This is a genomic window from Sphingomonas sp. CFBP8993 (assembly GCF_034044895.1).
Taxonomy (GTDB): domain Bacteria; phylum Pseudomonadota; class Alphaproteobacteria; order Sphingomonadales; family Sphingomonadaceae; genus Sphingomonas.
Genome location: NZ_JAXCWU010000002.1, coordinates 289,584 through 316,163, shown reverse-complemented (window position 1 = coordinate 316,163; position 26,580 = coordinate 289,584). Strand labels below are relative to the sequence as shown.

At 66.5% G+C, this 26,580-nt stretch carries 25 protein-coding genes; 11 read left to right on the top strand and 14 right to left on the bottom strand.

Annotation, left to right across the window (positions count from 1 at the left end; genetic code table 11):
• Position 1: 1 nt before the first annotated feature.
• The 7 genes from SOM26_RS04665 to SOM26_RS04635 form a co-directional block, all read right to left on the bottom strand.
• A complete protein-coding gene (locus tag SOM26_RS04665; RefSeq protein WP_320451571.1) occupies positions 2 to 754 on the bottom strand; it encodes a TorF family putative porin in 753 nt (250 codons plus the stop codon).
• A gap of 25 nt (positions 755 to 779) precedes the next feature.
• Entirely contained in the window at positions 780 to 1,220 is a 441-nt protein-coding gene (locus SOM26_RS04660) for a hypothetical protein (protein WP_320451570.1), read from the bottom strand.
• Between the two features lie 169 nt (positions 1,221 to 1,389).
• Complete coding sequence (locus tag SOM26_RS04655; RefSeq protein ID WP_320451569.1) at positions 1,390 to 2,139, bottom strand: class I SAM-dependent methyltransferase; 750 nt, start codon at positions 2,137 to 2,139, stop codon at positions 1,390 to 1,392.
• A 1-nt stretch (position 2,140) separates the two neighbouring features.
• Positions 2,141 to 3,268, bottom strand: coding sequence for a peptide chain release factor 2 (gene prfB, locus SOM26_RS04650; protein ID WP_320451568.1), 1,128 nt, complete (start codon positions 3,266 to 3,268; stop codon positions 2,141 to 2,143).
• 66 nt (positions 3,269 to 3,334) lie between these two features.
• Positions 3,335 to 5,830 (bottom strand): penicillin-binding protein 1A, encoded by a 2,496-nt coding sequence (locus SOM26_RS04645; RefSeq protein ID WP_320451855.1) that lies wholly within the window; start codon positions 5,828 to 5,830, stop codon positions 3,335 to 3,337.
• A gap of 55 nt (positions 5,831 to 5,885) precedes the next feature.
• Positions 5,886 to 6,839 (bottom strand): oxygen-dependent tRNA uridine(34) hydroxylase TrhO, encoded by a 954-nt coding sequence (gene trhO / locus SOM26_RS04640; protein WP_320451567.1) that lies wholly within the window; start codon positions 6,837 to 6,839, stop codon positions 5,886 to 5,888.
• A gap of 301 nt (positions 6,840 to 7,140) precedes the next feature.
• On the bottom strand, positions 7,141 to 7,599 hold the full coding sequence (locus SOM26_RS04635) for an RES family NAD+ phosphorylase (protein ID WP_320451566.1): 459 nt from the start codon (positions 7,597 to 7,599) through the stop codon (positions 7,141 to 7,143).
• 293 nt (positions 7,600 to 7,892) lie between these two features.
• Here SOM26_RS04635 and SOM26_RS04630 point away from each other — a divergent pair, with 293 nt between their 5' ends.
• From SOM26_RS04630 to SOM26_RS04620, 3 genes are read left to right on the top strand one after another with little or no spacing between them, the layout of a single operon-like run.
• Positions 7,893 to 8,192 carry a PadR family transcriptional regulator gene (locus SOM26_RS04630; RefSeq protein ID WP_320451565.1) on the top strand — a complete coding sequence of 100 codons (300 nt, stop codon included), beginning with the start codon at positions 7,893 to 7,895 and terminating at the stop codon, positions 8,190 to 8,192.
• The gene (locus SOM26_RS04625; RefSeq protein ID WP_320451564.1) at positions 8,189 to 8,773 is read left to right on the top strand and encodes a hypothetical protein; all 585 of its coding nucleotides are present in this window, start codon (positions 8,189 to 8,191) and stop codon (positions 8,771 to 8,773) included. Before SOM26_RS04630 ends, SOM26_RS04625 begins: the two co-directional genes overlap by 4 nt.
• Positions 8,774 to 8,808: 35 nt before the next feature.
• Positions 8,809 to 9,669: a CPBP family intramembrane glutamic endopeptidase gene (locus SOM26_RS04620; protein ID WP_320451563.1), complete on the top strand. Its 861-nt coding sequence runs from the start codon at positions 8,809 to 8,811 to the stop codon at positions 9,667 to 9,669.
• Here the strand turns inward: SOM26_RS04620 and SOM26_RS04615 are convergent.
• From SOM26_RS04615 to SOM26_RS04605, 3 genes are all read right to left on the bottom strand, one after another.
• Positions 9,654 to 10,109: an RES family NAD+ phosphorylase gene (locus tag SOM26_RS04615; protein ID WP_320451562.1), complete on the bottom strand. Its 456-nt coding sequence runs from the start codon at positions 10,107 to 10,109 to the stop codon at positions 9,654 to 9,656. The genes SOM26_RS04620 and SOM26_RS04615 overlap by 16 nt on opposite strands.
• Before the next feature lie 104 nt (positions 10,110 to 10,213).
• Positions 10,214 to 10,675 carry a VOC family protein gene (locus SOM26_RS04610; protein ID WP_320451561.1) on the bottom strand — a complete coding sequence of 154 codons (462 nt, stop codon included), beginning with the start codon at positions 10,673 to 10,675 and terminating at the stop codon, positions 10,214 to 10,216.
• A 100-nt stretch (positions 10,676 to 10,775) separates the two neighbouring features.
• Positions 10,776 to 12,011: an N-acetylmuramoyl-L-alanine amidase family protein gene (locus SOM26_RS04605; RefSeq protein ID WP_320451560.1), complete on the bottom strand. Its 1,236-nt coding sequence runs from the start codon at positions 12,009 to 12,011 to the stop codon at positions 10,776 to 10,778.
• Between the two features lie 499 nt (positions 12,012 to 12,510).
• On the opposite strand from SOM26_RS04605, the gene SOM26_RS04600 reads away from it, so the two are divergent.
• The 6 genes from SOM26_RS04600 (at position 12,511) to SOM26_RS04575 (ending at position 20,335) form a co-directional block, all read left to right on the top strand.
• Positions 12,511 to 15,165, top strand: a complete 2,655-nt coding sequence (locus SOM26_RS04600) for an Rne/Rng family ribonuclease (protein ID WP_320451854.1) — start codon at positions 12,511 to 12,513, stop codon at positions 15,163 to 15,165.
• A 249-nt stretch (positions 15,166 to 15,414) separates the two neighbouring features.
• Positions 15,415 to 16,296 carry an AraC family transcriptional regulator gene (locus tag SOM26_RS04595; RefSeq protein ID WP_320451559.1) on the top strand — a complete coding sequence of 294 codons (882 nt, stop codon included), beginning with the start codon at positions 15,415 to 15,417 and terminating at the stop codon, positions 16,294 to 16,296.
• Between the two features lie 261 nt (positions 16,297 to 16,557).
• Positions 16,558 to 17,904 (top strand): M48 family metalloprotease, encoded by a 1,347-nt coding sequence (locus SOM26_RS04590; RefSeq protein WP_320451558.1) that lies wholly within the window; start codon positions 16,558 to 16,560, stop codon positions 17,902 to 17,904.
• Positions 17,904 to 18,611, top strand: coding sequence for a DsbA family protein (locus SOM26_RS04585; protein WP_320451557.1), 708 nt, complete (start codon positions 17,904 to 17,906; stop codon positions 18,609 to 18,611). Before SOM26_RS04590 ends, SOM26_RS04585 begins: the two co-directional genes overlap by 1 nt.
• Positions 18,612 to 18,644: 33 nt before the next feature.
• Complete coding sequence (locus tag SOM26_RS04580) at positions 18,645 to 19,577, top strand: ABC transporter ATP-binding protein (protein ID WP_320451556.1); 933 nt, start codon at positions 18,645 to 18,647, stop codon at positions 19,575 to 19,577.
• Positions 19,574 to 20,335, top strand: coding sequence for an ABC transporter permease (locus tag SOM26_RS04575; protein ID WP_320451555.1), 762 nt, complete (start codon positions 19,574 to 19,576; stop codon positions 20,333 to 20,335). Before SOM26_RS04580 ends, SOM26_RS04575 begins: the two co-directional genes overlap by 4 nt.
• 31 nt (positions 20,336 to 20,366) lie before the next feature.
• Here SOM26_RS04575 and SOM26_RS04570 read toward each other — a convergent pair whose 3' ends face one another.
• Positions 20,367 to 21,089: a CPBP family intramembrane glutamic endopeptidase gene (locus SOM26_RS04570; protein ID WP_320451554.1), complete on the bottom strand. Its 723-nt coding sequence runs from the start codon at positions 21,087 to 21,089 to the stop codon at positions 20,367 to 20,369.
• 260 nt (positions 21,090 to 21,349) lie between these two features.
• On the bottom strand, positions 21,350 to 22,312 hold the full coding sequence (gene glpX / locus SOM26_RS04565) for a class II fructose-bisphosphatase (protein WP_320451553.1): 963 nt from the start codon (positions 22,310 to 22,312) through the stop codon (positions 21,350 to 21,352).
• 119 nt (positions 22,313 to 22,431) lie between these two features.
• On the opposite strand from glpX, the gene SOM26_RS04560 reads away from it, so the two are divergent.
• Positions 22,432 to 23,220 (top strand): ATP-binding cassette domain-containing protein, encoded by a 789-nt coding sequence (locus SOM26_RS04560; protein WP_320451552.1) that lies wholly within the window; start codon positions 22,432 to 22,434, stop codon positions 23,218 to 23,220.
• Positions 23,217 to 24,758, top strand: a complete 1,542-nt coding sequence (locus SOM26_RS04555) for a glycine betaine ABC transporter substrate-binding protein (RefSeq protein WP_320451551.1) — start codon at positions 23,217 to 23,219, stop codon at positions 24,756 to 24,758. Before SOM26_RS04560 ends, SOM26_RS04555 begins: the two co-directional genes overlap by 4 nt.
• Positions 24,759 to 24,912: 154 nt before the next feature.
• On the opposite strand, the gene dapD is transcribed toward SOM26_RS04555, so the two are convergent.
• Both dapD and SOM26_RS04545 read right to left on the bottom strand, forming a co-directional pair.
• On the bottom strand, positions 24,913 to 25,740 hold the full coding sequence (gene dapD / locus SOM26_RS04550; protein WP_320451550.1) for a 2,3,4,5-tetrahydropyridine-2,6-dicarboxylate N-succinyltransferase: 828 nt from the start codon (positions 25,738 to 25,740) through the stop codon (positions 24,913 to 24,915).
• Positions 25,741 to 25,742: 2 nt separating this feature from the next.
• The gene (locus SOM26_RS04545; protein WP_320451549.1) at positions 25,743 to 26,405 is read right to left on the bottom strand and encodes a pyrimidine 5'-nucleotidase; all 663 of its coding nucleotides are present in this window, start codon (positions 26,403 to 26,405) and stop codon (positions 25,743 to 25,745) included.
• Positions 26,406 to 26,580 lie beyond the last annotated feature (175 nt).

Genomic DNA, 26,580 nt, shown 5'->3' with positions numbered 1-26,580 from the left:
TTTAGAAGCTGAAGCGCACCCGGCCGACGACTCGGTCGCCCGAATGGCGCGCATCCGCGAGCAGGAAGGACGATGCCGCCCGCTCCGACACGTCGGTCCCGACATAGTCGAGGCCCAAAGTCACCGGGCCGGTCACATGCTCCACGCCCAGCCGCCAGTCGGCATAGTCGCCGCCGGGCCGCAGCCGCGCGGCGCGAAACGGATCGTTCGTCTTGCCGGAGGAATGGCCGATCCCGGCCAGTACGGTCCACGGCGTACCCGGTATGCCCGCCTGCGCCCCGGCATGGACATACAGATTGTCGCCGCCGATCGCGTCCTGGATCGGCGCATAGTCCACACCCGCGTCGAGCTGGACCGGCCCCAGCGTATAGGCCGCCGAGCCACCCAGCTCGACATAATCGGCGTCGAAACCCGCACCGCCGAACAAATGGCCGGTCACGCGTCCGCGCACCGTGACCAGCCCGATCGTCGTCGACGCGCCCGCGCTCAGGTCGCCCACCACATCCGCGCCGCCATGCCGGTCCGAGTCGCGAAGCGCCACGATCCGGCCGCTCGCCTCGAATGCCCCTTGGGTGGCATAGATGTCGGCGGAGGGCGATACCCGCCCCCCGCTCCAGCTCAGCCCGCGGCGATTCTCGTCGCTGTTCAGTTCGACACCCAGAGCGGGCCGTTCCTGGGCCCGTGCGGGCGAAGCCGCCGCCAGCGCGACGGTGACGCCCGCAGCGGCGCCCAGGGTCAGTTCACGAAACGTCATCTTGGAACATATCTTCCTTTAAGGGTCATCCCGCGCGCGTATCGGGATGGAGGCGATCCATCTCGGCGCGCAGAACACCATGATCTTCCTGCGCCACGGCCTGAAGGTGGTCGCGCACCGCGTCCTGACGCCGGGCGACGTCCTGCGCAATCGCGGTGCGGCTGGTGCTGCACCAGCCCGGACGACTGCCCTCGATCACGCCGTCCTGTCCCGCGCTGCGCATCAGCGTCGCGCCGCTATGGCCCCGCGCCTCGCGGTGGACGGTGACATTGGCACTCCAGAGGCAGCGCAGGGTCGAGGGGCGGCCGCCGGTCGTCACCGCGCCGATCTGCTTGTGGGTTACGCCGACATCGGCACTATAGCGGACCGCGACGGGCCCCGAATGGTGGTCGAGCTGGACCCGGTGTTCGAGCGCGCCGTCGGACGCCGTGGCCGCACCGAGCGCGAGCCCGGCAATCAAGAGCATGTGCATCATCATCTCCTTCATGACGTGCCCCGGCCTATGCTGGCCGGTGGCCTATCGGCACCCAGGGGGCCGATGATGATGCAATACATGACAAAGCTGTCATGTTCCAAATTTGTCGTGGCGACAGCGACAAATGATCACAGCCATTCCTTCCCTTGCAGGGAGGAATTTAGTTGTCCGGCATCCGGCAGGGTCGGATCGCAGCGGGTTGCGGACGCGGGCCGGTGGCGCGGAAGGTGGCCAGATAGCCGCCCGCCGACGGCATGTTCTGGATCGAGACCTGTGTGAAGCCGACCGCCTCGAACTCGCATTTCAGCAGCGATGGCGGGGTGCCGTGCGCCTTGGTGCGGCGGTTCGCATCGACCACCACGACCAGCCCGTCGGACTTGAGCGCCGGGAACAGCCGCCAGAGGAACTCATAGGGCTGCTCGATCTCATGATACATATGGACCATGAGGACGCGGTCGAAGCTGTTCGGCGGCAGCTTGGGATCGGCGGGTTCGCCCAGCCGCACGCTGACATTGTCCAGCCGCTCGCGCGAGACGCGCTCGGCCAGCCGGTCGCGCCAGGCGGCGACGATATCCTCGGCCAGCACGCGCCCGTTCTTGCCGACGCGCTGCGCCAGGCGGACCGTGTAATAGCCCTCGCCTGCGCCGATGTCGGCGACGGTCATGCCCGGGCGGATATTGGCGCGGTTCATCACCTGATCCGCCTCGCGCAGGCGATCGCGCGCATCCTCGTTCGACCAGCGCGACGATACGACGTCGGCGACCGGGCGATCGGCCGCCGGGAAGGGACCGACCTTTTCCTCTTCATCCTTGTGCGGGATGAGCGGCTTCGATCCGTCGCACGCCGCCACCGCGCCGCCCAGCGCGATGACGAGTGCCGCCGCCAACAAGGTCCCCCCGGCCGCGCGCATCTTAATCGACGTCCTCCACCGCGACCGCCTCGCCGGTCACGCGCTGCGACAGCGCCGCGGCCATGAAGTCGTCGAGATCGCCGTCGAGCACGTCGCCCGGCGCGGTCGAGGTGACGCCCGTGCGCAGGTCCTTCACCAGCTGATAGGGCTGGAGGACGTAGGAGCGGATCTGGTGACCCCAGCCGATATCGGTCTTGGTCGCGTTCTGCGCATTGGCCACGGCCTCGCGCTCGGCCAGTTCGCGCTCGTACAGGCGGGCGCGAAGCTGGTTGTACGCCTCGGCCTTGTTCTTGTGCTGCGAGCGCTGGTTCTGGCACTGCACCACGATGCCGGTCGGCAAGTGGGTGATACGCACCGCCGAGTCGGTGGTGTTGATGTGCTGACCACCGGCACCCGATGCACGGTACGTGTCGATGCGCAGCTCGCTCTCGTTGATCTCGACCTCGATATTGTCGTCGATCACCGGATAGACCCATACGCTCGAAAAGCTGGTGTGGCGACGCGCGGCCGAGTCGTAGGGGCTGATCCGCACCAGCCGATGCACGCCCGATTCCACCTTGGCATAGCCATAGGCATTCTCGCCCTTGACCAGCAGGGTCGCCGACTTGATCCCAGCCTGCTCGCCCGCATGATAGTCGATCAGCTCGACCTTCAGCCCTCGCCGCTCGGCCCAGCGCGTGTACATGCGCTGGAGCATACCGGCCCAGTCCTGGCTCTCGGTGCCGCCCGCGCCCGCGTTGATCTCGATATAGCTGTCATTGGCGTCGGCCTCGCCCGCCAGCAGCGCCTTGATCTTGTCGGCCTCCGCCTTCCTGGCCAGGTCGCCCAGGCTGGTGACGGCTTCCTTCTCCAGCTCCTCGTCGCCTTCCATCTCGGCCAGCTCGATCAGCTCGACCGTGCCCGACAGCTCGCTCTCGATCGCGCGGGTGGCGGTGATGGCCTCGTCCAGGCGGCGACGCTCGCGCATCACCTCCTGCGCCTGCTTGGGGTCATTCCACAGGGCCTGGTCCTCGACGCGCGCGTTCAGTTCGTCCAGGCGGCGCAGCGCGCGGTCCCAGTCGAGGAAGCGGCGCAGCAGCTCCAGGGCGTCCTTGATCTTGTCGACATGAGCCTGCGCTTCAGCGCGCATGAAAATTCTCCGAATCGGTCGTACGGCCGCCCGAACGGGGACGGCAAAACGCATATGGGAAGCGGGCTAGTAGATTCCGCCTTCTCTTTGCAAGAAATCGCTGTCGCGCGGCGGTGCGGGCGTCGCCGGACCGGCGGGCGTCGCGGGCGCCTGGACCGCGGCACTGCTGCGGCGGGCCCGGCGGCGCGGCTCGCTTTCGGGCTTGAACGCTTCCCAGATCACGGCGGGCTTGGGATCGTCGCCGGTCGGGAAGGTGCCATAGACCGGCCGTCCGCTCGCCCGGTCGATACGGACCATGCGAATGCCCGGCGCGGCGCGGAAGGGCAGCTTCTCCAACCCCTCATAGGCCTTTTCGGCGAACTGGCGGAAGATCGGCACCGCGACCGTGCCACCCTGCGCGTAACCACCCAGCGAGCGCGGCGTGTCATAGCCGATATAGAGGCCGCCGACGAATTGCGGCGTGCCGCCGACGAACCAGACATCGGTGGGGCCGTTATTGGTGCCGGTCTTGCCGAACATCGGGCGACCCAAGTCGCGCAAGGCGGTCGCAGTGCCACGCTGGATCACGCCCTCGGTGATGTGGACCATCTGGTACGCGGTCATCGCGTCCATCACCTGGCGCTGGCGGCTGACCGGGCGCGGCATCGGCTTGCCGTCATAATCGGCCGCGTTGCACCGGTCGCACGCACGCCAATTCTCCGGCCAGATCACCTTGCCGTGCCGATCCTGCACGAAGTCGATCAGCGACGGATCGCCGCCACGCCCGTTATTGGCCAGGATCGCATAGGCGTTGACCATCTGCGCCACGGTCGTCTCGCCCGCGCCCAGCGCATAGGACAGATAGGGCGGGAAATCGCCGATCCCGACCTGCTTGATCAGCGCGACGACGTTCTTCATGCCGATGGTGGAGGCCGTGCGCACCGTCATCAGGTTGCGCGACTGCTCTATGCCCCAGCGCATGGTGTGCGGCCCGGCTCCGGCCGAATTGCCGAAGTTGCGGAAGCATTTGGTGCCCAGATTGGCACCCTGGTCGACGCAGAACGGCCCGTCGACGATGATCGAGGCGGGCGTCATGCCCTGGTCCAGCGCGGCGGAATAGACGATCGGCTTGATCGTCGAGCCCGGCTGGCGCTGCGCCTGGGTCGCGCGGTTGAAATCGCTGAGCCGCAGGTCGAAGCCGCCCTGCATCGCCAGCACGCGGCCCGTCGCGGGCTCCTCGACCACGAAGCCGCCCGAGATGCGCGGGATCGAGCGCAACTGGAACTGGGTGCCCGCGGGCGACACGGCGATGATGTCGCCGACCTTCAGCGCGCCGAACGCGGTTGCGCCCGTGCCCCGACGCGGCATCTGCGCCAGACTGCGCGGCAAAATGCCGGTGCGCCCATTGGCGAAGCCGATCGTCGCCTCGCCCGAATCCTTGGCGGTGACGATCCCGGCGCGCCAGTCGCGATAGTCGAGCCCGACATTGGTGTTGAGCAGCACCTGATGCCAGTTCGAGTCGTCGATATCCTCGTGCCGGATCGGCCCGGACCAGCCGCGCCCGCCATCGAACCGGACCAGGCCATCACGCAACGCCTCGGCCGCCAAGTCCTGCAGCCGGGTGTCGAGCGAACTGCGCACCCACAGCCCGCCTTCATAGACGCTGTTGGGCCCGCTCTCGGCCTTTTCGCCGTAACGCTTGATCAGCTGGCGGCGCAGTTCCTCGACGAAGTAACCGCCGACCTGCGCATATTTGGGCGTGCGGCGCAGGACGGTGCCAAGCGGTTCGGCCATCGCCGCATCGAACTGCGCGCGGGTGATGAAGTTGTTGGCCAGCATCTCGCGCAGCACATAGGCGCGCCTGGCCAGCGCCCGGTCGGGATGACGGACCGGATCGTAATTGGCCGGCCCCTTGGGCAGCAGCGCCAGATACGCCATCTGGCCCAGCGACAGTTCGTTCAGTTCCTTGTCGAAATAGGCATGGGCCGCCGCCTCGACGCCGAACGCATTCCGGCCCAGCGCGATCTGGTTGAGGTACAGCTCCAGGATCTGCGGCTTGGTCAGCGTATCCTCGATCTTATAGGCGAGGATCGCCTCCTTGACCTTGCGCGTGGGGGAATAGGCGTCGCCGATCAGCAGGTTCTTGGCGACCTGCTGCGTGATGGTCGAGCCGCCGCGCGCGCGCCGTCCGGTGCCCCATTTCTGCGCATAGTCGACGACCGCGCCCGCCAGGCCCGGATAGTCGACGCCGCCATGCTCGAAAAAGGTCTTGTCCTCGGCGGCCAGGAACGCGCGGACGAGCAGCGGCGGATATTCGCTGTACGACAGCTCGACCCGCCGTTCGCGCGCATAGGACTGGATCGGCGTGCCGTCGATTCCCCGCACATGGGTCGGCAGCGGCGGCTCATAGGCCTTGAGCGCATCGACCGAGGGCAGGTCGCGGATGAAGACGAACCAGAACACGCCCGCGCCCACCGCCGCCAGCAGCGCGAGCACGGCGAGCAGCTTCACCCACCAGCGGCGCCAGAGCGGGCGGCGGGGGCGTTCGCGCGTATCGGATGGGGGGGAGGTTTCGACGGCCATGGCTTTGCGGGCGTTCGTGTAGCAGGTTCGCCCCCGCTTGCCACCCGCCTTGCCGTCACGCCGTGGGCGGTTCGTCGCGCGGGTCGACCTGACCGGGGTAGCGCGCCCCGACATGCGCCTGCCCCCGCGCCGCCGCCAGCGCCTCCTGCCGGTGCCGCTCGGCATAGGCGGCCAGCCGCTCTTCGTCGCGCGTGCCGTGGCAGGCGGGGCAGCTCACCCCCTCGACATAGAGCGGCGAGGCGCGGTCCTCGGGGCCGACCGGCATACGACAGCCATGGCACAGCGCGTGGCTTCCCTGCGCCAGGCCGTGCCCGACCGCGACGCGCGCATCGAAGACGAAACATTCACCGTTCCACCGGCTCTGCGCCTCGGGCATCGTCTCGAGATATTTCAGGATGCCGCCGTCGAGGTGAAAGACGTCCTCGACGCCTTCGGCCTTGAGGAACGCGGTCGCCTTTTCGCAGCGTATGCCGCCTGTACAGAACATCGCCACCTTCGACTTGCCCGCCATCAGCTCGTCGCGATGTTCGCGGAACCAGTCGGGGAATTCGCGAAAGCTCCTCGTCCCCGGATCGACCGCGCCGTCGAACGTGCCGATCGCGACCTCGTAATCGTTGCGCGTGTCGATCAGCAGCGTGTCGGGATCCGCGATCAGCGCGTTCCATTCCTCGCCCGCGACATAGGTGCCGACTTCACGGGTCGGGTCGATGCCCTCGACGCCCATCGACACGATCTCGCGCTTCAGCCGCACCTTCATCCGGTGGAACGGCATCGTCTCAGCATGCGAGTCCTTGTAATCGAGATCGGCACAGCCGGACAGCGTGCGGATATGCGCCAGCAGCGCCTCGATCGCGTCATGGGTCCCCGCGACCGTGCCGTTGATCCCCTCCTTCGCCAGCAGCAACGTACCGCGAACGCCGTGTGCCTCGGCCACGGCGAGCAGAGGGTCGCGCAGCGCGGCGGGGTCGGGAAAGGCGGCGAAACGGTAAAGGGCACAGACGCGGATCATCGACGGCCTTTACGCCGAATCGGATGGAGGGGGCCAGATATTACGCCGAACCCAAGCCGATCGGAATTCACGACTTTATCACAGCAGATCGAATCTAGGGCGGATCGACATTCAGTCCCCCTATTAATTCCTCCCCTGCAAGGGGAGGGGAACCAGCGAAGCTGGTGGAGGGGTGTCGCCGGTGGCGAGTGATCCCCAAACTCTCCAACCGGGACACCCCTCCGTCAGGGCTGCGCCCTGCCACCTCCCCTTCCAGGGGAGGAATAAAATGAATGTCGATCCGGCCTAGGGAAACGCGGCGTCAGCCCGCGGTGTACCGCTCCAACATCGGCGGTCGATGCAAGCACTCCGAGAAGCTGAAAGGTCGGGTGGATAGCGGCGCCACGTTCGCCGCTTCAGGGTGCAAGGGGTTCATCAGGATTATGTCGGCTTCGGGTAAGACGGCGGACTGGACGGCAACTGCGAGCGACCGCCGCTGCGCTGCCCAAGCGTCGACGAAGGCAACCTTTGCTGCGCCGCTCAAGTCGTTGGAAACCCGCTCGACATCACAATCGATGGTCGTCCAACCCAAAACGAAATCGCCGTCGGAGAATGCCGGGCTGGCCTGGACATAGCGCAGTGCCACCAGGACCGCCAATCCCGGCTCACTGGCGAAGTTGACCAATGGGATGCCGGGCGACGAATATCGCCCACCCGATTTTGCCGCACCCGCCCCATCAAGGGCGACATATTCCGGTCGCGTGAGCCGCCATAGTTTCATTCGGCCGCGTCTATCAGGCACGGCACGTTTGCCTCAACACACCAGCCTTCCCGATCGGGAACGACCAGCGAGGCGGCAAGAACCGTCTCGTTTGGGATAGTGATACGAAAATTCGGCAGGCTTCTCCCAACCGGCTCGGTGGCCGAAACCAGAAGCAATCGGTGACATCCTGACGCTGTCCAAACCATTCCCTTGCATTGCAAGCCACCTTTCGCCAATATCCTTGCATGACAAGGCAATCAGACGATTCGCAGGATGCGATCAGCAGATGGGAGGTCCAGCTCCGCAAAGGCGTGCTGGAGTTCGTCGTCCTGTTGTCGCTCAGCGACCGCGAGCAGTATGGCTTCGAGCTGATCTCCGGGATCGCCAAGCGCGCCGCGATCGACCTGCCGGAAGGGACGCTCTATCCGCTGATGCTGCGCCTCGCGAAGGACGGGCTGATCTCGTCCCGTCTCGCTGATGGCGATGGCGGTGCGCCCCGTAAATACTATGCCCTGACAGCTCAGGGCCGGGACCTGCTGCGGGATATGATCCCGTCATGGTCGAAGCTCGCCGCCTCCGTCGATCGCCTGCTGCCAGGAGCGTCCGCATGATCCCCGCTTTTACCGATAGCGCCGCGCGCCGTCGCTTTGACGCCTATTTCTCCGAAGTCGATCGCCTGCTCGCGCGGGCTGGTGCCGACGCAGCCGAACTGCGCGGCGATCTGGAAGCGCATGTTGCCGACAGCATGGCTGCTGCGCCGGGTGGAAGCGAGGGCGAACGGCTGGACGCGGCCTTGTCCCGTCTCGGTCGGCCGATCGACTATCTGCGACCGCTGCTCGCCGACGAGCTGATCGAACGCGGCACCCGAAGCTACAGCCCGGTCACGATCGCGCGCGGGCTTTCCCATGCTGTCCTGGCCGGATCGCGCCGGGCCGGTATCGGTTTCGCATTTGGCCTCGGCTATCTGCTGCTCGCCATCTTCACCGCCATGGCGTTGCTCAAGCCGCTTTGGGGTGAGCATGTCGGTGTGTTCCGCAATGCGGATGGCACGATCAGCGCGGGCATCGTCGCGCAGTCCGATGGCGCTCGCGAACTGCTCGGCTGGTGGTCGATCCCTATCGCGTTGCTGTTGGCAGCACTGCTCTACGTCGCCCTCACCAGGGGACTTCGGGCTCTCCGACAGCGACGCTGAAGCTTTGCCCCAAAACCTCGCATAACAAGGAAATCATGATGGCTTATAGGACGGCCGGTCGTACGCGACCGGGTGCGATGGCGTTCGTCTTGCTGACGGTGTCGTTGAGCTGGTCGATCTGGATCGCGACATGGCTGGCAATTGGAAAGCCAAGCGCTTTGCACGGTTCGGGAATCATGATGGCGGCGATCTATGCCGGATCGTTCGGACCAGGCGTGGCGGCGGCGATTCTGTCTGCGATGTCGCGTCCCGGTTCTCTCAAGGAGTGGCTGGGCGGGTTCATCCGGTTTCGCTGCGGATGGCGGGCCTATGCCGCCGCGCTGCTGCCTTTCCCGCTGGCGCTGCTCATGCTGACGATCGCCCTCGGCTATGCCCCACGGCTTGAAGGACTGCATGGTCAGCCCCCCATCCTCCTCTATCTGACGGTGTTCCCGGTTTCGATCTTCAACGGCGTGGCGACCGCTATCATGGGGGCCGGTCCACTGGGAGAGGAAGGCGGGTGGCGCGGCTATCTGCTGCCTCGGCTGCTGGAGCAGGGTGGCGAGGTCCGCGCATCGCTCATCATCGGTATCGTCTGGGCGCTGTGGCACCTGCCGATCATGGCGATGTTCGCCGACTGGCGAAGCGGCGTTCCGTTCTTTGCCTATCTTCCGCTCTACACGCTCGGCGTCATCGGCCTGGCCTTCGTGATGTCGCGGGTCTGGCGGATCGGCGGTGGCAGCCTGATCCCCTGTATCTGGCTGCACGGGCTGGTGAACGCCGTGGGCGGCATCGCCTTTGACCGCAGCCTGTGGACGAGCCGCTGGTCACCGGAAGCCAGTACAGGCCACTTCGCCATCGCTGCGGCTCTTACCGCCGCCTTCCTGTTCTGGGCCGCACGTCATCGCGCGACATAAGCGGATGCTTCTCCGAACGTGTTCAGGCATTCGGGCTTGAACACGACGACGTGCGAAAGGTCGGGCCGGGATCGCGAAGAGTAGAGCATCGCATCTGCCCCCAAATTCCGTGCCTCGTCCGAAAGCAGCCAGGTGGGCGAATGCTCGCCGGTGCTTCGCAGGTCCTGCCAGACGATCGAGGCCGATGGCATATCTCGCGCATCGGCCACCCGTGTCGCCGTCAAACGCATGGGGATCAGCACGCGTTCGACACCATCCCCCAAATAACGTTGGATCGCAACGACGGCGCCTTCCGCACTGAGGGAAGCATAGGCGGCGACTTGTCCGGAATGATGAAAGCGTCCCTCCGGGGCAGATGCCGGAACCGCAGGTTGGGCGGCCAGTCCTTTCGGCAACAGCCGCCACACGGGCCCATCAAATGAGATGATCGGGAAAACCATGCGGGTGGAATAGCCCTATCTGTGCCGATGGAGCCAGTTCCCGCAAAGAAACGGCCGGAGCATTTCCATTGGGATGTTGAGGCAGGAAAGCTGCTGCCGACCCATTAACGGGCTGGCGTCTGCATAAGCTCTATCGTGATGTGATCGGGGCCTGAAACATAGGCCACCAACGTTCCCTTCCGTGGACCACCCGCGATCGGCAGCGGATGCCCCTTGGCCTTCCATCCTTCTGCCTCGACGCGGGCGATGGCGGCATGGATATCCTTCACGGTCAGAGCCAGATGGGCGGCTCCGATCGCTCCCGCGCTGTTGGGCACCGTCCCGTTCCGGGGCCCGTTTGAGTATTGCAACAGTTCGACCACATAGCCGTCGGGTGCCTTGACGATCGCCGTTTTCACGCTCGGATCATCAACACCTGTCACCTGATGCAGGAAGTCGCCCCCCATCTCCGATTGCCGCTCAAGCGTGAAACCGAGCGCTCCCGTCCAGAATCGAACGGCTTCGTCCAAAGACGATACAGCGAAGCCTGTGTGGTCCACGGCCATTACGTTTGCGGCGTCGGTCATTGCGGCACTTTCGTTAGGTCGCGGTCGCGGTGTCAGGGACTGCGGGTTTCGCTTTCTCGAAACTGCAGATCTCAACGCGGAAACGGGAAAGACGCTCCCCTTACCGCGACGCCATGCGCCGCGCGAAATGCACTTCGACCGCTTGCAGCACGGCCTTGGCGATCCGGTCCTGACCTTCCTTGCTGTCCAGGAACGCCGCGTCCTGCATGTTCGAGATATAGCCCGTCTCGAACAGGATCGACGGCATGTCGGGCGCCTTCAGGACCATCAGCGAGGCCATGCGGTGGAAGGCCGGCTTGACCGGGATCAGCGGCTGCGCCTCGCGGCCCAGCAGGCGGGCGAAGCTGGCCGAGGCGTTCATCGTCTCGCGCTGGGTCAGGTCGATCAGGATCGAGGACACGTCGCTGTTGCCGCCCAGGTCGACGCCCGCGATCACGTCGGCCTTGTTCTCGCGCGCGGCCAATCGCGCGGCTTCCTTGTCGGAGGCGACGTCGGACAGGGTATAGGCGGTCGCGCCGCGCGCTTCCCCGGCGCCCGCGCTGTCGCAATGGATCGAGATGAACAGGTCGGCATGCAGCCGCCGCGCGATACCATAGCGTTCGCGGTGGAGGATGTAGCGGTCATCCTCACGGGTCAGCGCCGCGCGCACCCGGCCCGATGCGACCAGCGTGTCGCGAATCGCCCGCGCGATGGCCAGCGTCACGTCCTTTTCGCGCAGCCCCGTCTGCGGATTGATCGCGCCCGGATCGACGCCGCCATGCCCTGCGTCGATCACCACCAGCGGCCGGTTGTCGGCCCCGCGCACGCGCGGCAGCGGCAGGGTGCGCGCCGGGGTCGGCACCGGTACGCTCAACGTGTAGGCGGGCTTGCGCTGGAAATGGAACGGGAAGAAGTCGAGGACGCCCGCGAAACTGGCCTGGCTATAACCCTGGCGCACCGGCTTCAGGGTCAGCGACAGCTGTCGCCCGTCATCGTCGAAGCCGCCATCGAAGATCGCCGCATCCTGCGCCAGCGCGAAGGTCAGGCGGGTGACGTCGTGGCGCACCCGTGTCTGGGTCAGCCCGCGCACCGCGCCATGGGTTACGGTGACATCGCCGGGCGACGCGCCGGTCACGTCGATCGCCACCCGGCGCTGTTCGCCCAGCATGACGCTGCGCGCCCGCTTCACCGGTACGTCGAAACGGATGATCAACTGCGCACCGCGCACGACCACCTTCTGCACCGTCGCGGCAAAGGCGCTGACCGGCGCGAACAATCCGAACAGGAAAGTGAACAGCATCAACACGACCCGGCGACCATGCCGCGACCGCCCGCCGCTGGTCCAGCGAAAAGCCATCGTATCCTAACCCTTTTTGGCGATCCTGCGATCGACCAACTCGGGATAGGCGAACGCCCCTGTCGGGAACTTTCTACCAATGGTTAACCGGCAATTCGGCATTTTTCGGCCGGTGAAAACGGCACTTTTCCGCCTGTTGCGCAAACGTTCCGATGATGCTAGCACATCTGCGGACCCCGGCCCCGATCACCTCTCCCAACCGATCGGGGCGGGGCCATCTTCAAAGGACCGGAACTGCGAGGCTTTCGCGCCCGGGCCAACCAGGTTGACGCTCGCATGACGCATATGATCCACCCCGCTGACCGACCGGCCTTTGCCGGTGGGATCGCGGTGTCGTGGGTCCGCACCGGCCCCGTTGCCGGTGCTGCGGCTGTGGCCGACACGCTTTCCGTTATTTCCAGCGGACCGGCGCCCCGCGCCGCCGCCCACCCCATTTACCGCGCGCGACGGCTGCCACAGGGCCCGGCGCGCGCGTGGAGACTTCATAATGACCACGCGTATGCTGATCGACGCACGCCACCGGGAAGAAACCCGCGTGGCCGTCGTCAAGGGTAACCGGATCGAGGAATTCGACTTCGAGTCGGCCGAGCGCAAGCAGCTCAAGGGCAATATCTACCTCGCCAAGGTGACCCGCGTCGAACCGTCGCTGCAGGCGGCGTTCGTCGATTACGGCGGCAACCGTCACGGCTTCCTGGCCTTTTCGGAAATCCACCCCGACTATTACCAGATCCCGAAGGAAGATCGCGAAGCCCTGCTCCGCGAGGAAGCCGAGCATGCGGCGGAAGAAGCCGCCCTGCGTGCCGAGCTGGACGACGATGACGATCACGACGACCATGAGGATGACGGCGACCACGCCGACGACCATCATGACGACGAGGAGGGCGAAGCCGCCCCGCGCCCGCGCAAGTCGACCGTCAATGACGACCAGGTCGAGGCGCTGCGCCAGCGTCGCCAGAATCTGCGCCGCCGCTACAAGATCCAGGACGTCATCCATCGGCGCCAGGTGCTGCTGGTCCAGATCGTCAAGGAAGAGCGCGGCAACAAGGGCGCGGCGCTGACGACCTATCTGTCGCTGGCGGGCCGTTACTGCGTACTGATGCCCAACACGTCGCATGGCGGCGGCATCAGCCGGAAGATCTCGAACGCGGCCGATCGCAAGCGGCTGAAGTCGATCATGGCCGACATGGCGCTGCCCTCGACCATGGGCTGCATCGTGCGCACCGCAGGGCTTCAGCGCACCAAGACCGAGATCAAGCGCGACTTCGATTACTTGGCGCGCCTGTGGGACGGCATCCGCGAAAAGACGCTGCATTCGTCGGCGCCCGCGCTGATCTATGGCGACAGCGACCTGATCAAGCGCGCGATCCGCGACATCTATAATCGCGAGATCGAGGAAGTGATCGTCGAGGGCGAGGAAGGGTATCGCCAGGCGAAGGAATTCATGCGCCTGCTGATGCCGACGCATGCCCGCCGGGTGAAGCAGTATGCCGACGCCGTGCCGCTGTTCCAGCGCGCGCATGTCGAGGATCAGCTGGCCGCGATGTACAATCCGGTCGTCCAGCTGAAGTCGGGCGGCTATCTGGTCATCAACCCGACCGAGGCGCTGGTGTCGATCGACATCAACTCGGGCCGCTCGACCCGCGAGCATAATATCGAGCAGACCGCGACCGCGACCAATCTGGAAGCCGCGCAGGAAATCGCGCGCCAGTTGCGTCTGCGCGACATGGCGGGCCTCGTCGTCATCGACTTCATCGACATGGACAACAATTCCAATGTCCGGAAGGTCGAGAAGGCGATGAAGGAGGCGTTGAAGAACGATCGCGCCCGTATCCAGGTCGGCCGCATCTCGTCCTTCGGGCTGATGGAAATGAGCCGCCAGCGCCTGCGCACCGGCGTGCTCGAGGCCTCGACGCGGCCCTGCCCGCATTGCGAAGGCACCGGCCTGGTCCGCACCGCCTCGTCGTCGGGCCTGTCCGCGCTGCGCCTGATCGAGGACGAGGCCGCACGCGGTCGCGGCTCGATCCTGACGCTGCGCGCCAGCCAGGAGGCCGCCGTCTATGTGCTGAACCGCAAGCGCGCCGACATCGCCGAGATCGAGGACCGCTACGGCGTGACCGTCGAGATCATCCCCGACCGCGAGGAAGAGGGTGCGCGCATGACGGTCGAGGCGTCCGGCCCGCCGCCCGCCTATGCGCCCAAGATCGACATGCTCCTCCCCGTCGAGGAGGATGAGGACGATCTGATCGACGAGATCGAGGAAGAAGAGGACGAGGAAGAGGTCGAGGAGGCCGCGACCGAAGCGCCGAGCCAGCGCGAACCGCGCGAGGATGGCGAAGGGGGCGGCCGCAAGCGCCGTCGCCGCCGTCGTGGCCGCCGCAACCGTGGCGGTGAGGGCGAACAGGCCGAGGGCGAGGAGCATGGCGACGACTCCGACTCGGACGGTGAGGATGCCGAAGAGGCGAACGACACCGACGCCGATAACGACGCTGCCGAGACGGTCGAAGCCACCGATGCCGAGCCGCGCGAAGGCGGTCGCCGCCGCCGTGGGCGTCGGGGTCGTCGTGGCGGTCGCCGCAACGAAGGTGGCGCGAACGACGCGATCGAAGCCGCCAGCGATGCGTCGGCCGACGAGGATGCGGCGGACGAACCGCTGACCATCGCCGAGCCGATCGAGGCTGGTGATGCCGCGCCGGTCACCACGCCGCTGGCCATTGCCGAGGTCGAGGCGAGCGACGCTCCCAAGACCCGCCGCCGTCCCCGCGCCCGCAAGGCCGCGCCGGTGGTGAGCGATGCCACGCCGACCGAGACGGTCGAGGCACCGGTCGTCGAGGAACCGGCCCCAGTCGTCGAGGCGGAGGCTCCGGTGGAAGCGCCGGCCAAGCCCAAGCGCGTCCGCAAGAAGGCCGCGCCCAAGGTCGCCGCCGAACCGGTCGCGGAAGAAGCAGCCCCCGTGGCCGAAGCCGAAGCCCCGGCCAAGCCCAAGCGCGTCCGCAAGAAGGCTGCGCCCAAGGTTGCCGCCGAACCGGTCGCCGAGGAAGCCCCGGCCGCCGAGCCCGAGGCACCGGAGCCCGCCCCCGAACCGGCGACGTCCGAGGACGGTACGTCGACTGACACGCCGCGTCGCGGCTGGTGGCAGCGCACCTTCGGCGCCTGATCGCTGAGCAACTGAACGCAAAGACGCCCTCCTTCCCCAGCGGAAGGGGGGCGTTTTTCGTGTACGGTTCGATTGTGCTGAAAAACGCTCGGTTGAGCATTCAACCATGCCTATCCCCCCTCGCCCCTTGCAGAGAGAAGAGGAAATGAATGGGCGGTTATGAATGTCGATACGACCTGAAACCGCAAGATCGGTCGAGCGCATAATATCCGGGAGCGCGTAACTGGCGTCGCCACGGAGGATAGGACAATGACGGCAGCGCTGCACAACTATGACGCCAGGATGCAGCGGGTGCTCGATCACATCGACCGGCATCTGGACGATAATCTGGACCTAGATGCGGTGAGCCGGATCGCAGCCTTTTCGAAATATCACTTCCACCGACAGTTCACGGCGGCCTTCGGGCTGTCCTTCCATCGCTATGTCCAGCTCGCCCGCATGAAGCGGGCATCCTACCAGCTGGCCTATCGGGACGAGCAGACCGTCACCGATATCGCGATGGATGCCGGTTACGATGCCCCAGACGCCTTCGCCCGCGCCTTTCGACAACGGTTCGGTCAGTCGCCATCGTCGTTCAGGAAATCTCCCGATTGGGAACCGTGGCTTGCGGCCTTCGGGCCTCTCGACAACGCCAGGAGCAAGCTCATGCAGACCACCTACACCCCTGACGACGTGACGATCCGCGATGTAGCCCCGACGCCAGTGGCGATCATGGAGCATCGCGGCGACCCGGCAACGATCGGCGCAACCATCCAGCGGTTCATCGCCTGGCGCAAGGCGGCCGGACTGTCGCCCAAGACCGCCCCGACTTTCAACGTCTTCCACTCCGATCCGCGCACGACGCCTCCGGCCGAATACCGCATGGACCTGTGCGTCGGCACCGATCGGCCGATTGAAGCCCATGGTGAGCGGATCGAAGCTGGCATCATTCCCGGCGGACGCTGCGCGGTCCTGCGCGTCGTCGGCCATACCGACAATCTGGAGCCTGCCGCCCTGTATCTTTATCGCGATTGGCTACCGGCCAGCGGCGAGGAAGCGCGTGATTTCCCGCTCTATTGCCAGCGCATCACCTTCTTCCCCGAGGTGCCGGAACATGAAGTAGTCGCCGAACTGTTCCTGCCTCTGACATAAGCGGGTGGAAGGGGCAGCATAGTCGATAGCGAACAGGCCGTCTTTTGAGGGCCAATCCACCCCTCTCCCAGCGAAGAGGGGTGGGCGTGCGCAAGTCAAAGGCTCGCCCCCTTCCGGGAACACCGCGCCCGGCCGATCGTCATTCCCTCACGCCCCCACTCGTTCGTCCTGCATTCAGCCGCCGGATGCCAAAGCCCGCCCATCGCGGCATGATACGCAAAGCTGGTTGTGTCCCGTCACCGACCCGTCGATAGAGGAACCATGAAGCGTCTGATCGCCGCCTTCGCCGCCACGGCCGTCCTCTGGGCACAACCGGCGGCTGCGCAATCGATCCTGCGCGATGCCGAGACCGAGGCGCTGTTCGCCGATATGTCCGCGCCGATCGTCAAGGCCGCGGGCCTGTCGCCCCGCGACGTGAAGATCGTCCTGATCAACGATGATTCGATCAACGCCTTCGTTGCGGGCGGGCAGATCGTCTATGTCCATTCGGGCCTGTTGCGCGCGGCGGACAATGTGAACGAGGTGCAGGGCGTCGTCGCGCACGAACTGGGCCATATCGCCGACGGCCATGTCGTGCTGAGCGAGCAGGCGATGAAGCCCGCGATGAAGATGCAACTGCTCTCGATGGTGCTGGGCCTGGCGACGGTCGCACTGGGCGGCGGTGCGGCGGGCATGGGCGTGATGGCGGCCGGGCAGCAGGCGGCGATGGGCCAGGTCCTGTCGTTCAGCCGAAACCAGGAATCGGCCGCCGACGCGGCGGGCGCGCGCTACCTGACCACCGCCGGGGTGACCGGCAAGGGAATGCTGAGCTTCTTCAAGAAGTTGCAGAACCAGGAATATCGCTACGGTTATACCAATATCGATCCGTTCGCGCAGACCCACCCGCTGTCGGCGGTCCGTATCCAGTCGCTGACCGAGGATTTGAAGGCCTCGCCCGCCTGGAACAAGCCGGTCGACCCGAAATTGCAGGAGCGGTTCCTGCGCGTGAAGGCCAAGCTGCTCGGCTATGTCTCCCCGCCCGAGACCACGCTTCAGAAGTATCCCGACAGCGACCAGTCGATCTATGCGCATTATGCGCGCGCCTATGCCTATCACAAGGGCGGCTATCCCGACAAAGCCGAGGCGGAGGCCGCCGCGCTGATCGCGCGCGATCCCACCGATCCCTATTTCCAGGAGATTCAGGGCCAGATCCTGCTGGAATCGGGCAAGCCACAACTGGCGCTGGCGCCGCTGCGGGCCGCGACCATGGGATCGGGCCAGAACGCACTGATCGCCACGACCTTCGGCCACGCGCTGATCGCAACCGAGGACAAGCGCAACCTGCCCGAGGCGGTGAAGGTCCTGCGCGTCGCGGTCCAGCGCGACGAGGACAATCCCTTTGCCTGGGTCCAGCTCGGCACCGCCTATGAGCAGTTGGGCGACACGCCCCGCGCCGCGCTGGCCACCGCTGAACGCGCGAGCATGATGGGCGACAGCCGCACCGCCATCCAGAGCGCACGCTATGCGATGGCCAACCTCACCCCCAATACGTCCGAATGGATTCGGGCGCAGGATATCGCCATGACCTCTGCCGACGCCGCCGCCAGCACAAAGAAGAAGCGCCGCTGATGGGGGTGAAGACACTGGCCGCCGTCGCGGTCCTGGGTGGCCTGGTCGGCGGCGGTGCCGCGTTGACGCTGGCCCCGCTGGTCGCACCCGGCGGCTCCTCGGGCGACAGCGTCCGCGCCTATCTGCTCGACCATCCCGAGGTCATTCCGGAGGCGATGCAGCGGCTCCAGGACCGCGAACAGGGCAAGGCGGTGGCGGCGATCGGCGGCGACCTGATCAAGCCGTTCGGTAGCGCCTATACCGGCAACCCCCAGGGCGACGTCACGCTGGTCGAGTTCTACGACTATAATTGCGGATATTGCCGGGCCAGCCTGCCGCAGCTGAAGGCCCTGACCCAGGCCGATCCGAAACTGCGCATCGTCTATCGCGAACTGCCGATCCTGGCCCCGTCGAGCCGCGCGGCGGCGCGCGCCAGCCTGCTCGCCGCAGACCAGGGCAAGTTCGCCGCCTTCCACGACGCGCTCTATGCCGGTGGCCCGGTCAGCGATGCGACCATTGCCGCCGCCGCCGCGAAAGCGGGCGTCGACATGGGCAAGATGGCCGCCTTCCAGCCCCAGGCCGATGCCGAAATCCGCCGCAATCTGGAGGCCGCCGGACGGCTGGGGCTGAACGGGACGCCCAGCTGGATCGTCGGCAATCGCATCCTGTCGGGTGCGCAGCCGATCGAGGAATTGCACAAGGCCATCGCCGCGGCACGAAACGGTTGATAAAGCGGCAGTCTTCCAACGGGGGACTGCCGAATGACCGACCCGATCCTGTCCGTCGCGGGCGTGACCAAGACCTATAAGGGCGGCGTCACCGCACTCCACCCGGTCGACTTGGCCATCCGGCGCGGCGAAATCTTTGCGCTGCTGGGTCCCAATGGCGCGGGCAAGACCACGCTGATCTCGATCGTGTGCGGCATCGTCACGCCCTCGGGCGGGACCATCCAGGTCGATGGGCATGATGCCCTGCGCGACTACAAGACCGCCCGCCGCAAGATCGGACTGGTGCCGCAGGAATTGTCGGTCGACATGTTCGAGCGCGTCATCGACACCGTCAATTTCAGCCGGGGCCTGTTCGGCCGCGCCCCCAACCCCGCCTATGTCGAGCAGGTGCTGCGCGACCTGTCGCTATGGGACAAGCGCCATGCCAAGCTGATGGAGCTATCCGGCGGGATGAAGCGCCGCGTGCTGATCGCCAAGGCGCTGTCCCACGAACCCGACCTCCTCTTCCTCGACGAACCCACGGCGGGCGTCGATGTCGAGCTGCGCCGCGACATGTGGAAGCTGGTCCACCGGCTTCGCGAGCGCGGCGTCACCATCATCCTGACCACCCATTATATCGAGGAGGCCGAGGAGATGGCCGACCGGGTGGGCGTGATCGCCAAGGGCAAGCTGCTCCTGGTCGAGGAAAAGGCCGAGATGATGAAGAAGCTCGGCAAGCGTGAAATGGTGCTGACCTTGGCCGAGCCGATGACGACGATTCCACCCGACCTGGCCGAATGGAGCCTGTCGCTGGAGGATGAGGGCAGGCGCCTGCGCTATATCTTCGACGCGCGGGCCGAGCGGACCGGCATCCCCTCGCTGCTGCGCAAGCTGGGCGACATGGACATCGGCTTCGTCGACCTGGAAACCTACAAGTCCTCGCTGGAGGATATCTTCGTCGATCTGGTCGAGGGAACACGCGCATGAACCTGCATGGCATCTGGTCGATCTATCGCTTCGAAATGGCGCGCTTTCGGCGGACGGTATGGACCAGCCTGATGGTGCCGGTCATCACCACGACCCTGTATTTCGTGGTGTTCGGAACCGCGATCGGATCGGCGATGAACCAGGTCTCGGGCGTGCCGTACGGCGCGTTCATCGTGCCGGGGCTGATGCTGCTGTCGATCTTTTCGGAAAGCATCCTGAACGCCAGCCTGGGCATCTACATGCCCAAATTCACCGGCACGATGTACGAGATCCTGTCCGCACCGCTCTCCCCGATCGAGACGGTGCTGGGCTATGTCGGGGCGGCGGCAAGCAAGTCGATGGTGATCGGGCTGGTGATCCTGGCCACCGCCTATCTGTTCGTGGACCTCAGCATCCTGCACCCGGTGGCGATGATCTTCTACCTGCTGCTGGTCGCGACGACCTTTTCGCTGTTCGGCTTCGCCATCGGCATCTGGGCGCGCGGGTTCGAGCAGTTGCAGGTCATCCCGCTGTTGATCGTCACCCCCCTCACCTTTCTGGGCGGTGCCTTCTACTCGGTGACGATCCTGCCCGAGCCGTGGCGGACGGTGACGCTGTTCAACCCGGTCGTGTATCTGATCAACGGCTTTCGCTGGACCTTCTTCGGCACCTCGGACGTGACGCCGGGGGTCAGCCTGGCCGTGACGGCGTTGTTCCTGCTGGCCTGTCTGGCGTGGATCGGCTGGATCTTCCGCACCGGCTGGCGGTTGAAGAACTGATCCTGTTCCTCCCCTCGCACGGGGGAGGAATTCAGCGCCGCCACACCCCGCCCATCAGTGGCAGGACGACCAGACCGTTCACGTCGACCAGCGTGTGGACCAGCATCACGACCCACAGGCTGCCGGTCATCAGGTACAGCCCGGTCATCACCGCCCCCAGCGCGGTGGTGGCCAGCACCCCGGCCCAGCCCTGATAGCGGTGCATCGCGCCGAACAGCGCCAGCGACGCGGCAAAGCCGATCCATGCCTGTCCGGTCAGGATCGCGATCAACAGCGGCAGATAGAGGCGGAAATACGCCTCCTCGGTCACCCCCGCCATCACGCTGAGCGCCAGCGCGTATTTCACCTCGCGCCGATCGCGGGGCAGCAGCGCGGAGACATTGCCGATCGGCTTGCGCCGCCAGAACCGGGCGAGCAGCGCACCGGTCACCAGCCCGCCGATCGCACCGCCGATCAGCAGTGATGGCAGCGCACCGTCATCGTCGATGATCGACGGCATGATGCCCGCCGCCCCGGCGAACTCGCCCGGCATAGCCGTCAGCGCCCCTGTCCGACCGAGCAGCACCAGCCCGATCAGCACCGGCACCAGAAAGGCCAGCGCCGCCCGCACGAGCCATAGCCGAAACCGCATCCGCCGCGAATGACCGTCGTTCAGCGCGCAAAAGCGACGATACTCCCCCAGATCGCCCTTCTGGAACCACCAAATCCCCGCCAGCGAGGCGAAGAGCAGCAGGGTGGGCAAGACGAACGACATGAAATCCATTCCCCGCTCCCCGGAAGTGGGAAGGCCTGGTTCTTATCGCGGGCATGGCGCGAGGCAAGGCGGGCTGCCCCGTGCCGCAAGGGAGGTGCCCCTGGTCGCGAGGCAGCCCCGCCTCTCCTACCGGGACACCCCTCCGTCAGGCCTGCGGCCTGCCACCTCCCCTTACAGGGGAGGAATGGGGTGAGGAGTGGCACTCGCCCAAGCTGCGCTATCCAGAAGAGAGGAAGGTCAGATAACGATCGGCATCGACATCACAACCGATGCTGCCCCTTCACCCAGCGCACCGTGCCGGACGAGGCGCGCATCACCACGCTCTCGGTCGTCATCACCTTGGGCCGCCGCTTCACGCCCGCCAGCAGCGAGCCATCGGTCACGCCGGTCGCCGCGAAGATACAGTCGCCGCGGGCCAGCTCGGTCAGGTCATACTGCTTGTCGAGGTCGGTCACACCCCATTTGTGCGCCCGCGCCCGTTCGGCATCGTTGCGGAACAGCAGCCGCCCCTTGAACTGGCCACCGACGCAACGCAGCGCGGCACAGGCCAGGACGCCCTCGGGCGCGCCGCCCGACCCCATATAGACGTCGATCGTCGTATCCGGATCGGTCGTCGCGATCACGCCCGCGACATCGCCGTCGCCGATCAGCACCACGCCGCAGCCAAGCGACCGCAGCTCGGCGATCAGCGCCTCGTGACGCGGGCGGTCGAGCACGCACACGACGATATCCTTGGCCTCGACCCCCTTGGCCGCGGCGATGGCGCGGATATTGTCGCTGGGGCTGCGGTCCAGGTCGATGACGCCCGCCGGATAGCCGGGGCCGACCGCGATCTTGTCCATATACACGTCGGGCGCGTTGAGCAGGTGGCCCTTCTCCGCGATGGCCAGCACCGCCAGGCTGTTCGGCCCGGCCTTGGCGCAGATGGTCGTGCCCTCCAGCGGATCGAGCGCGATGTCGATCTCCGGACCCTGGCCGGTGCCGACCTTCTCGCCGATGAACAGCATCGGCGCCTCGTCGCGCTCCCCCTCGCCGATGACGACGGTGCCGTCCATGTCGAGTTCGTTGAGCGCGGCGCGCATCGCCTCGACCGCCGCCGCGTCCGCCGCTTTCTCGTCCCCGCGCCCCACCAGGGTCGAGGCCGCGATCGCCGCCGCTTCGGTCACGCGCACCATTTCGAGGACGAGGACGCGGTCGAGAACCTGGCTGGCGGTCTGGGTCATCTTACTCTCCTGGCGGCGTTTTCGGCCGCCGTGTTGAACATGTTTTACACGCTTTATCGCCTGGTGCGGGCAAGGCATAGCCCCGAATCGTGACGGGCATACAGAGCGGGTGAGGCGGAATGATCGGATCCCGCGTTAAGGGCGGCGTGAACGCCCCCGCCCCCATCATCACGCTCGACGATGTCAGCCGCCGCTATGGTGCAGTCGCGGCGGTCGACCATGTCTCGCTGGAAATTGCGCGTGGCAGTTTCGTCGCGCTGGTCGGCGCGTCGGGTTCGGGCAAGTCGACGCTGTTGCGCATGATCAACCGGCTGGAGGAGCCCGACACAGGTCGCGTCCGGATCGATGGTCGCGACGTCACCGCCGGGCCCGCCCCCCGGCTTCGCCGCCGGATCGGCTATGTTTTTCAGCAACATGGCCTGTTCCCGCACATGACGGTCGCGGCGAACATCGCCATCGGGCTGACGATCGCGGGGCGCGGCGTGGGCGGCCGGGTGGGCGAATTGCTCGATCTGGTCGACCTGCCGCACGAGGTCGCCGGGCGGATGCCCGATGCGCTGTCGGGGGGGCAGCGACAGCGTGTCGCCATCGCCCGCGCGCTGGCGGCCGAGCCGCCGATCCTGCTGCTCGACGAGGCGCTGGGTGCGCTCGACCCGGTCACGCGCGATGCGGTGGCGGGGCGGCTGGTCGAATTGCACGAGCGGTTGGGCCTGACGACAATTCTGGTCACGCACGACATGGCCGAAGCATTGCTGACCGCGACGCGCGTGCTGGTGATGGAGACGGGCCGGATCGTCGCCGATGCGACGCCCGCGCAACTGGTGAACGGCGAAGGCGGCGACGCGGCGCAGGAGCTGATGGCGGTTCCCCGGCATCAGGCCGAACGGCTGGCGGCGCTCAAGGCATGAGCGCCTTTCTCGACGCGCTTGGCCGGGTGCCGCCGCTGCTCGCGCAGCATGTGCTGGTCAGCATGGCCGCGCTGCTGCTCGGTATCCTGATCGCCGTGCCGCTCGCCTTTGCCTGTGCGCGGCGGCCCGGACTGTCGCGGGTGGCGCTGGGGTTCGCCAGCCTGGTCCAGACGATTCCGGCGCTGGCGCTGCTGGCGCTGTTCTATCCGGTGCTGCTCAGCCTGTCGGGACTGGTGGGCGGCGGGATACCGGCGCTGGGCTTCCTGCCCTCGCTGCTCGCGCTGACGCTGTATGCGCTGCTGCCGATCCTGCGCAACGGCGTGACGGGGCTGGTCGGGCTCGATCCGGCGGTCCTACAGGCGGCCGATGCGGTGGGGATGACGCGCGCCCAGAAGCTGCGGCTGGTCGAGGCGCCGCTGGTCGCCCCGGTGCTGGCAGCGGGGATACGGACGGCGGCGGTCTGGACGATCGGCGCGGCCACCCTGTCGACGACGGTGGGGCAACCCTCGCTCGGCGACCTGATCTTTGCCGGGCTTCAGACCCAGGCCTGGGCGCTGGTGCTGGCGGGATGCTTCGCCGCCGCGGCGCTGGCGCTGGTGGTCGATGCGCTGATCGGGCTGATCGAGCGCGGGCTGGCGACACGGCGGCGCTGGATGTGGCTCGGCGGGCTGGTCGCGCTCGGGCTGGGCATCGCGCTGGCGACCCAGCCGCTCTGGCCCCGCGGCCACGATGCGCGGGCTCAGGTGGTGATCGGGGCGAAGAACTTCTCCGAGCAATATATCCTGGCGCGGCTGATCGGCGACCGGCTGACGCAGGCGGGCTATGATGTCAGCTATCGCGATGGCCTTGGCTCGACCGTGGCGTTCGAAGCGACGGCGAGCGGGCGCGTGGATGTCTATGTCGATTATGCGGGCACGCTGTGGACGACCGCGATGCACCGGCAGGACGCGCCGCCGCGTGCGGCGATGTTGGGCGCGCTGAAGGACTGGGCGGCCACCCGCGATGTCACGATGCTGGGGCCGCTGGGGTTCGAGAACGCCTATGCCTTTGCGATGAAGACGCCGCTGGCGCAGCGGCTGGGGGTGCGCTCGCTCGCCGATCTGTCGGGCCGCGCACCGTCGTTGAAGCTGGGCAGCGACCTGGAATTTCTCGACCGTCCCGAATGGGCGGCGGTGCGCAATGCCTATGGCCTGCGATTCGCGAGCATGACGCCGTACAGCCCGACCTTCATGTACCGCGCGCTGGAGAGCGGGCGGGCGGATGTGATCTCGGCCTTTTCCTCGGACGGGCGGATCGCGGCGGAGCGGCTGACGGTGCTGGCCGATCCCAAGCGGGCGATACCGGGCTATGACGCGGTGCTGCTGGTGGCGAAGGACCGGGCGGGGGATGCGCGGTTCGTGCAGGCGCTGGGGCCGATGCTGAACCGGATTCCGGTCGAGGTGATGCGCGAGGCGAACTACCGGGTGGACCGGGACGATGCCGCGAAGGAGAGCCCGGAAGCGGCGGCCAAGTGGTTGGCGAAGCGGGTGGGGTTGTAGGGAAACCCTATCCCCAAGCGGTAAGCCCCTCCCGCAGGCGGGAGGGGTTTGGGGAGGGCGGGAGTCTCACTGAGCCCGTCGCCCGTGGCCTTGCCCTCCCCCATCCCCTCCCGCTTGCGGGAGGGGCGTGCCAAGGGTCAAATGTCGGAAACCATCAATCCCGCAGCAGGTCGTTGATGCTGGTCTTCGACCGCGTCTGCGCGTCCACCCGCTTGACGATCACCGCGCAGTACAGCCCCGGCTTGCCGTCGACCGACGGGGTCGTGCCGGGCACCACCACCGAGTAAGGCGGCACATGGCCCCGGAAGACCTCACCCGTCTCGCGGTCGATGATCTTGGTCGAGGCGCCGAGGTACACGCCCATCGACAGCACCGCGCCCTCGCCGACGCGGACGCCCTCGGCCACTTCGGCGCGCGCACCGATGAACGCGCCGTCCTCGATGATGACGGGATCGGCCTGGAGCGGCTCGAGCACGCCGCCGATGCCGGCACCGCCCGACAGGTGGACATTCTTGCCGATCTGCGCGCAGCTGCCGACGGTCGCCCAGGTGTCGACCATCGTGCCTTCACCGACATAGGCGCCGATGTTGACGAAGCTGGGCATCAGGATCGCGCCCTTGGCGACATGCGCGCCGCGTCGCACGACCGAGCCGGGCACCGCGCGGAAACCGGCGGCGCGGAAATCGGCTTCCGACCAGCCGCTGAACTTCGACGGCACCTTGTCGAACCAGTGGCCCGCGCCCGGACCATTGTCGATCAGGACGTTGTCGTTCAGGCGGAAGGACAGCAGCACCGCCTTTTTTAGCCATTGGTTGACGGTCCAGCCGCCATTACCGTCGGGCTCGGCCACGCGCGCCTCGCCCCGGTCGAGCAGCGCCAGCGCACGGTCGACGGCGATCCGTTCCTCACCCTGCGTCGCGAAGGTGAGCTCGGCACGGTTTTCCCAGGCGGCGTCGATGGTCGCGGCCAGATCCTGGCTCATGGTCATTCCTCCAATATGCTGGTCAGCCACGGCGTCAGCGCGTGGACGGTGTAATCGATATGCTCGCGGGCGGCCTCGGGCCCCTGTTCGGACCCGTTGTCGACCCACACGGTCGTCATCCCGATCGCCTTGGCGGGGATCAGGTTGCGGGCCATGTCCTCGAAGAAGATCGCCCGTGTCGGGTCGATGTCGAACGCCGCGCACAGGCCCGCATAGGCGGACGGCTGCGGCTTGGGCACTAGGCCCATGGCGGTGATGTCGTGCACCGCCTCGAAATGGCTGCCCAGCCCCAGCCGATCGAGAACCTTCAGCGCATAGGGCTTGTCGCCATTGGTGAAGACCAGCTTGCGCCCCGGCAGCTTGGCCAGCGCGGCGGCGAGCGGTGCATCCGCCTCCAGCACGTCCATCTCGATATCGTGGACATAGGACAGGAAGGCGGCGGGATCGACGTCATGCTCGGCCATCAATCCGGCCAGCGTCGTGCCGTGCGCGTGGAAATAGGTCTTCTGGATGCGGAACGCCTCTTCGGCCTCCACCCCCAGCAGCTCGCCGACGAACGCCGTCATCCGCCGGTCGATGTGCGAGAACAGATTCGCGCTCGCCGGATAGAGCGTGTTGTCCAGATCAAAGATCCAGGCGTCGATATGGGCAAGCGCGGGCAGCATCGCGGCCAGCGTGTAGGCGCGGCCGCGTGGGGTCGCAAGCCATGGCGGACGGCCGGGTGTCGCGCCCCCAAATCCCGACAGTGTCCATAACCGTCACATTTGCACCCCTTGATGGACCAAAATCATGCTTTCGTAATCGTTTGTCGCGTAAAGGCGGGCAAATCGAAGAGCGAAT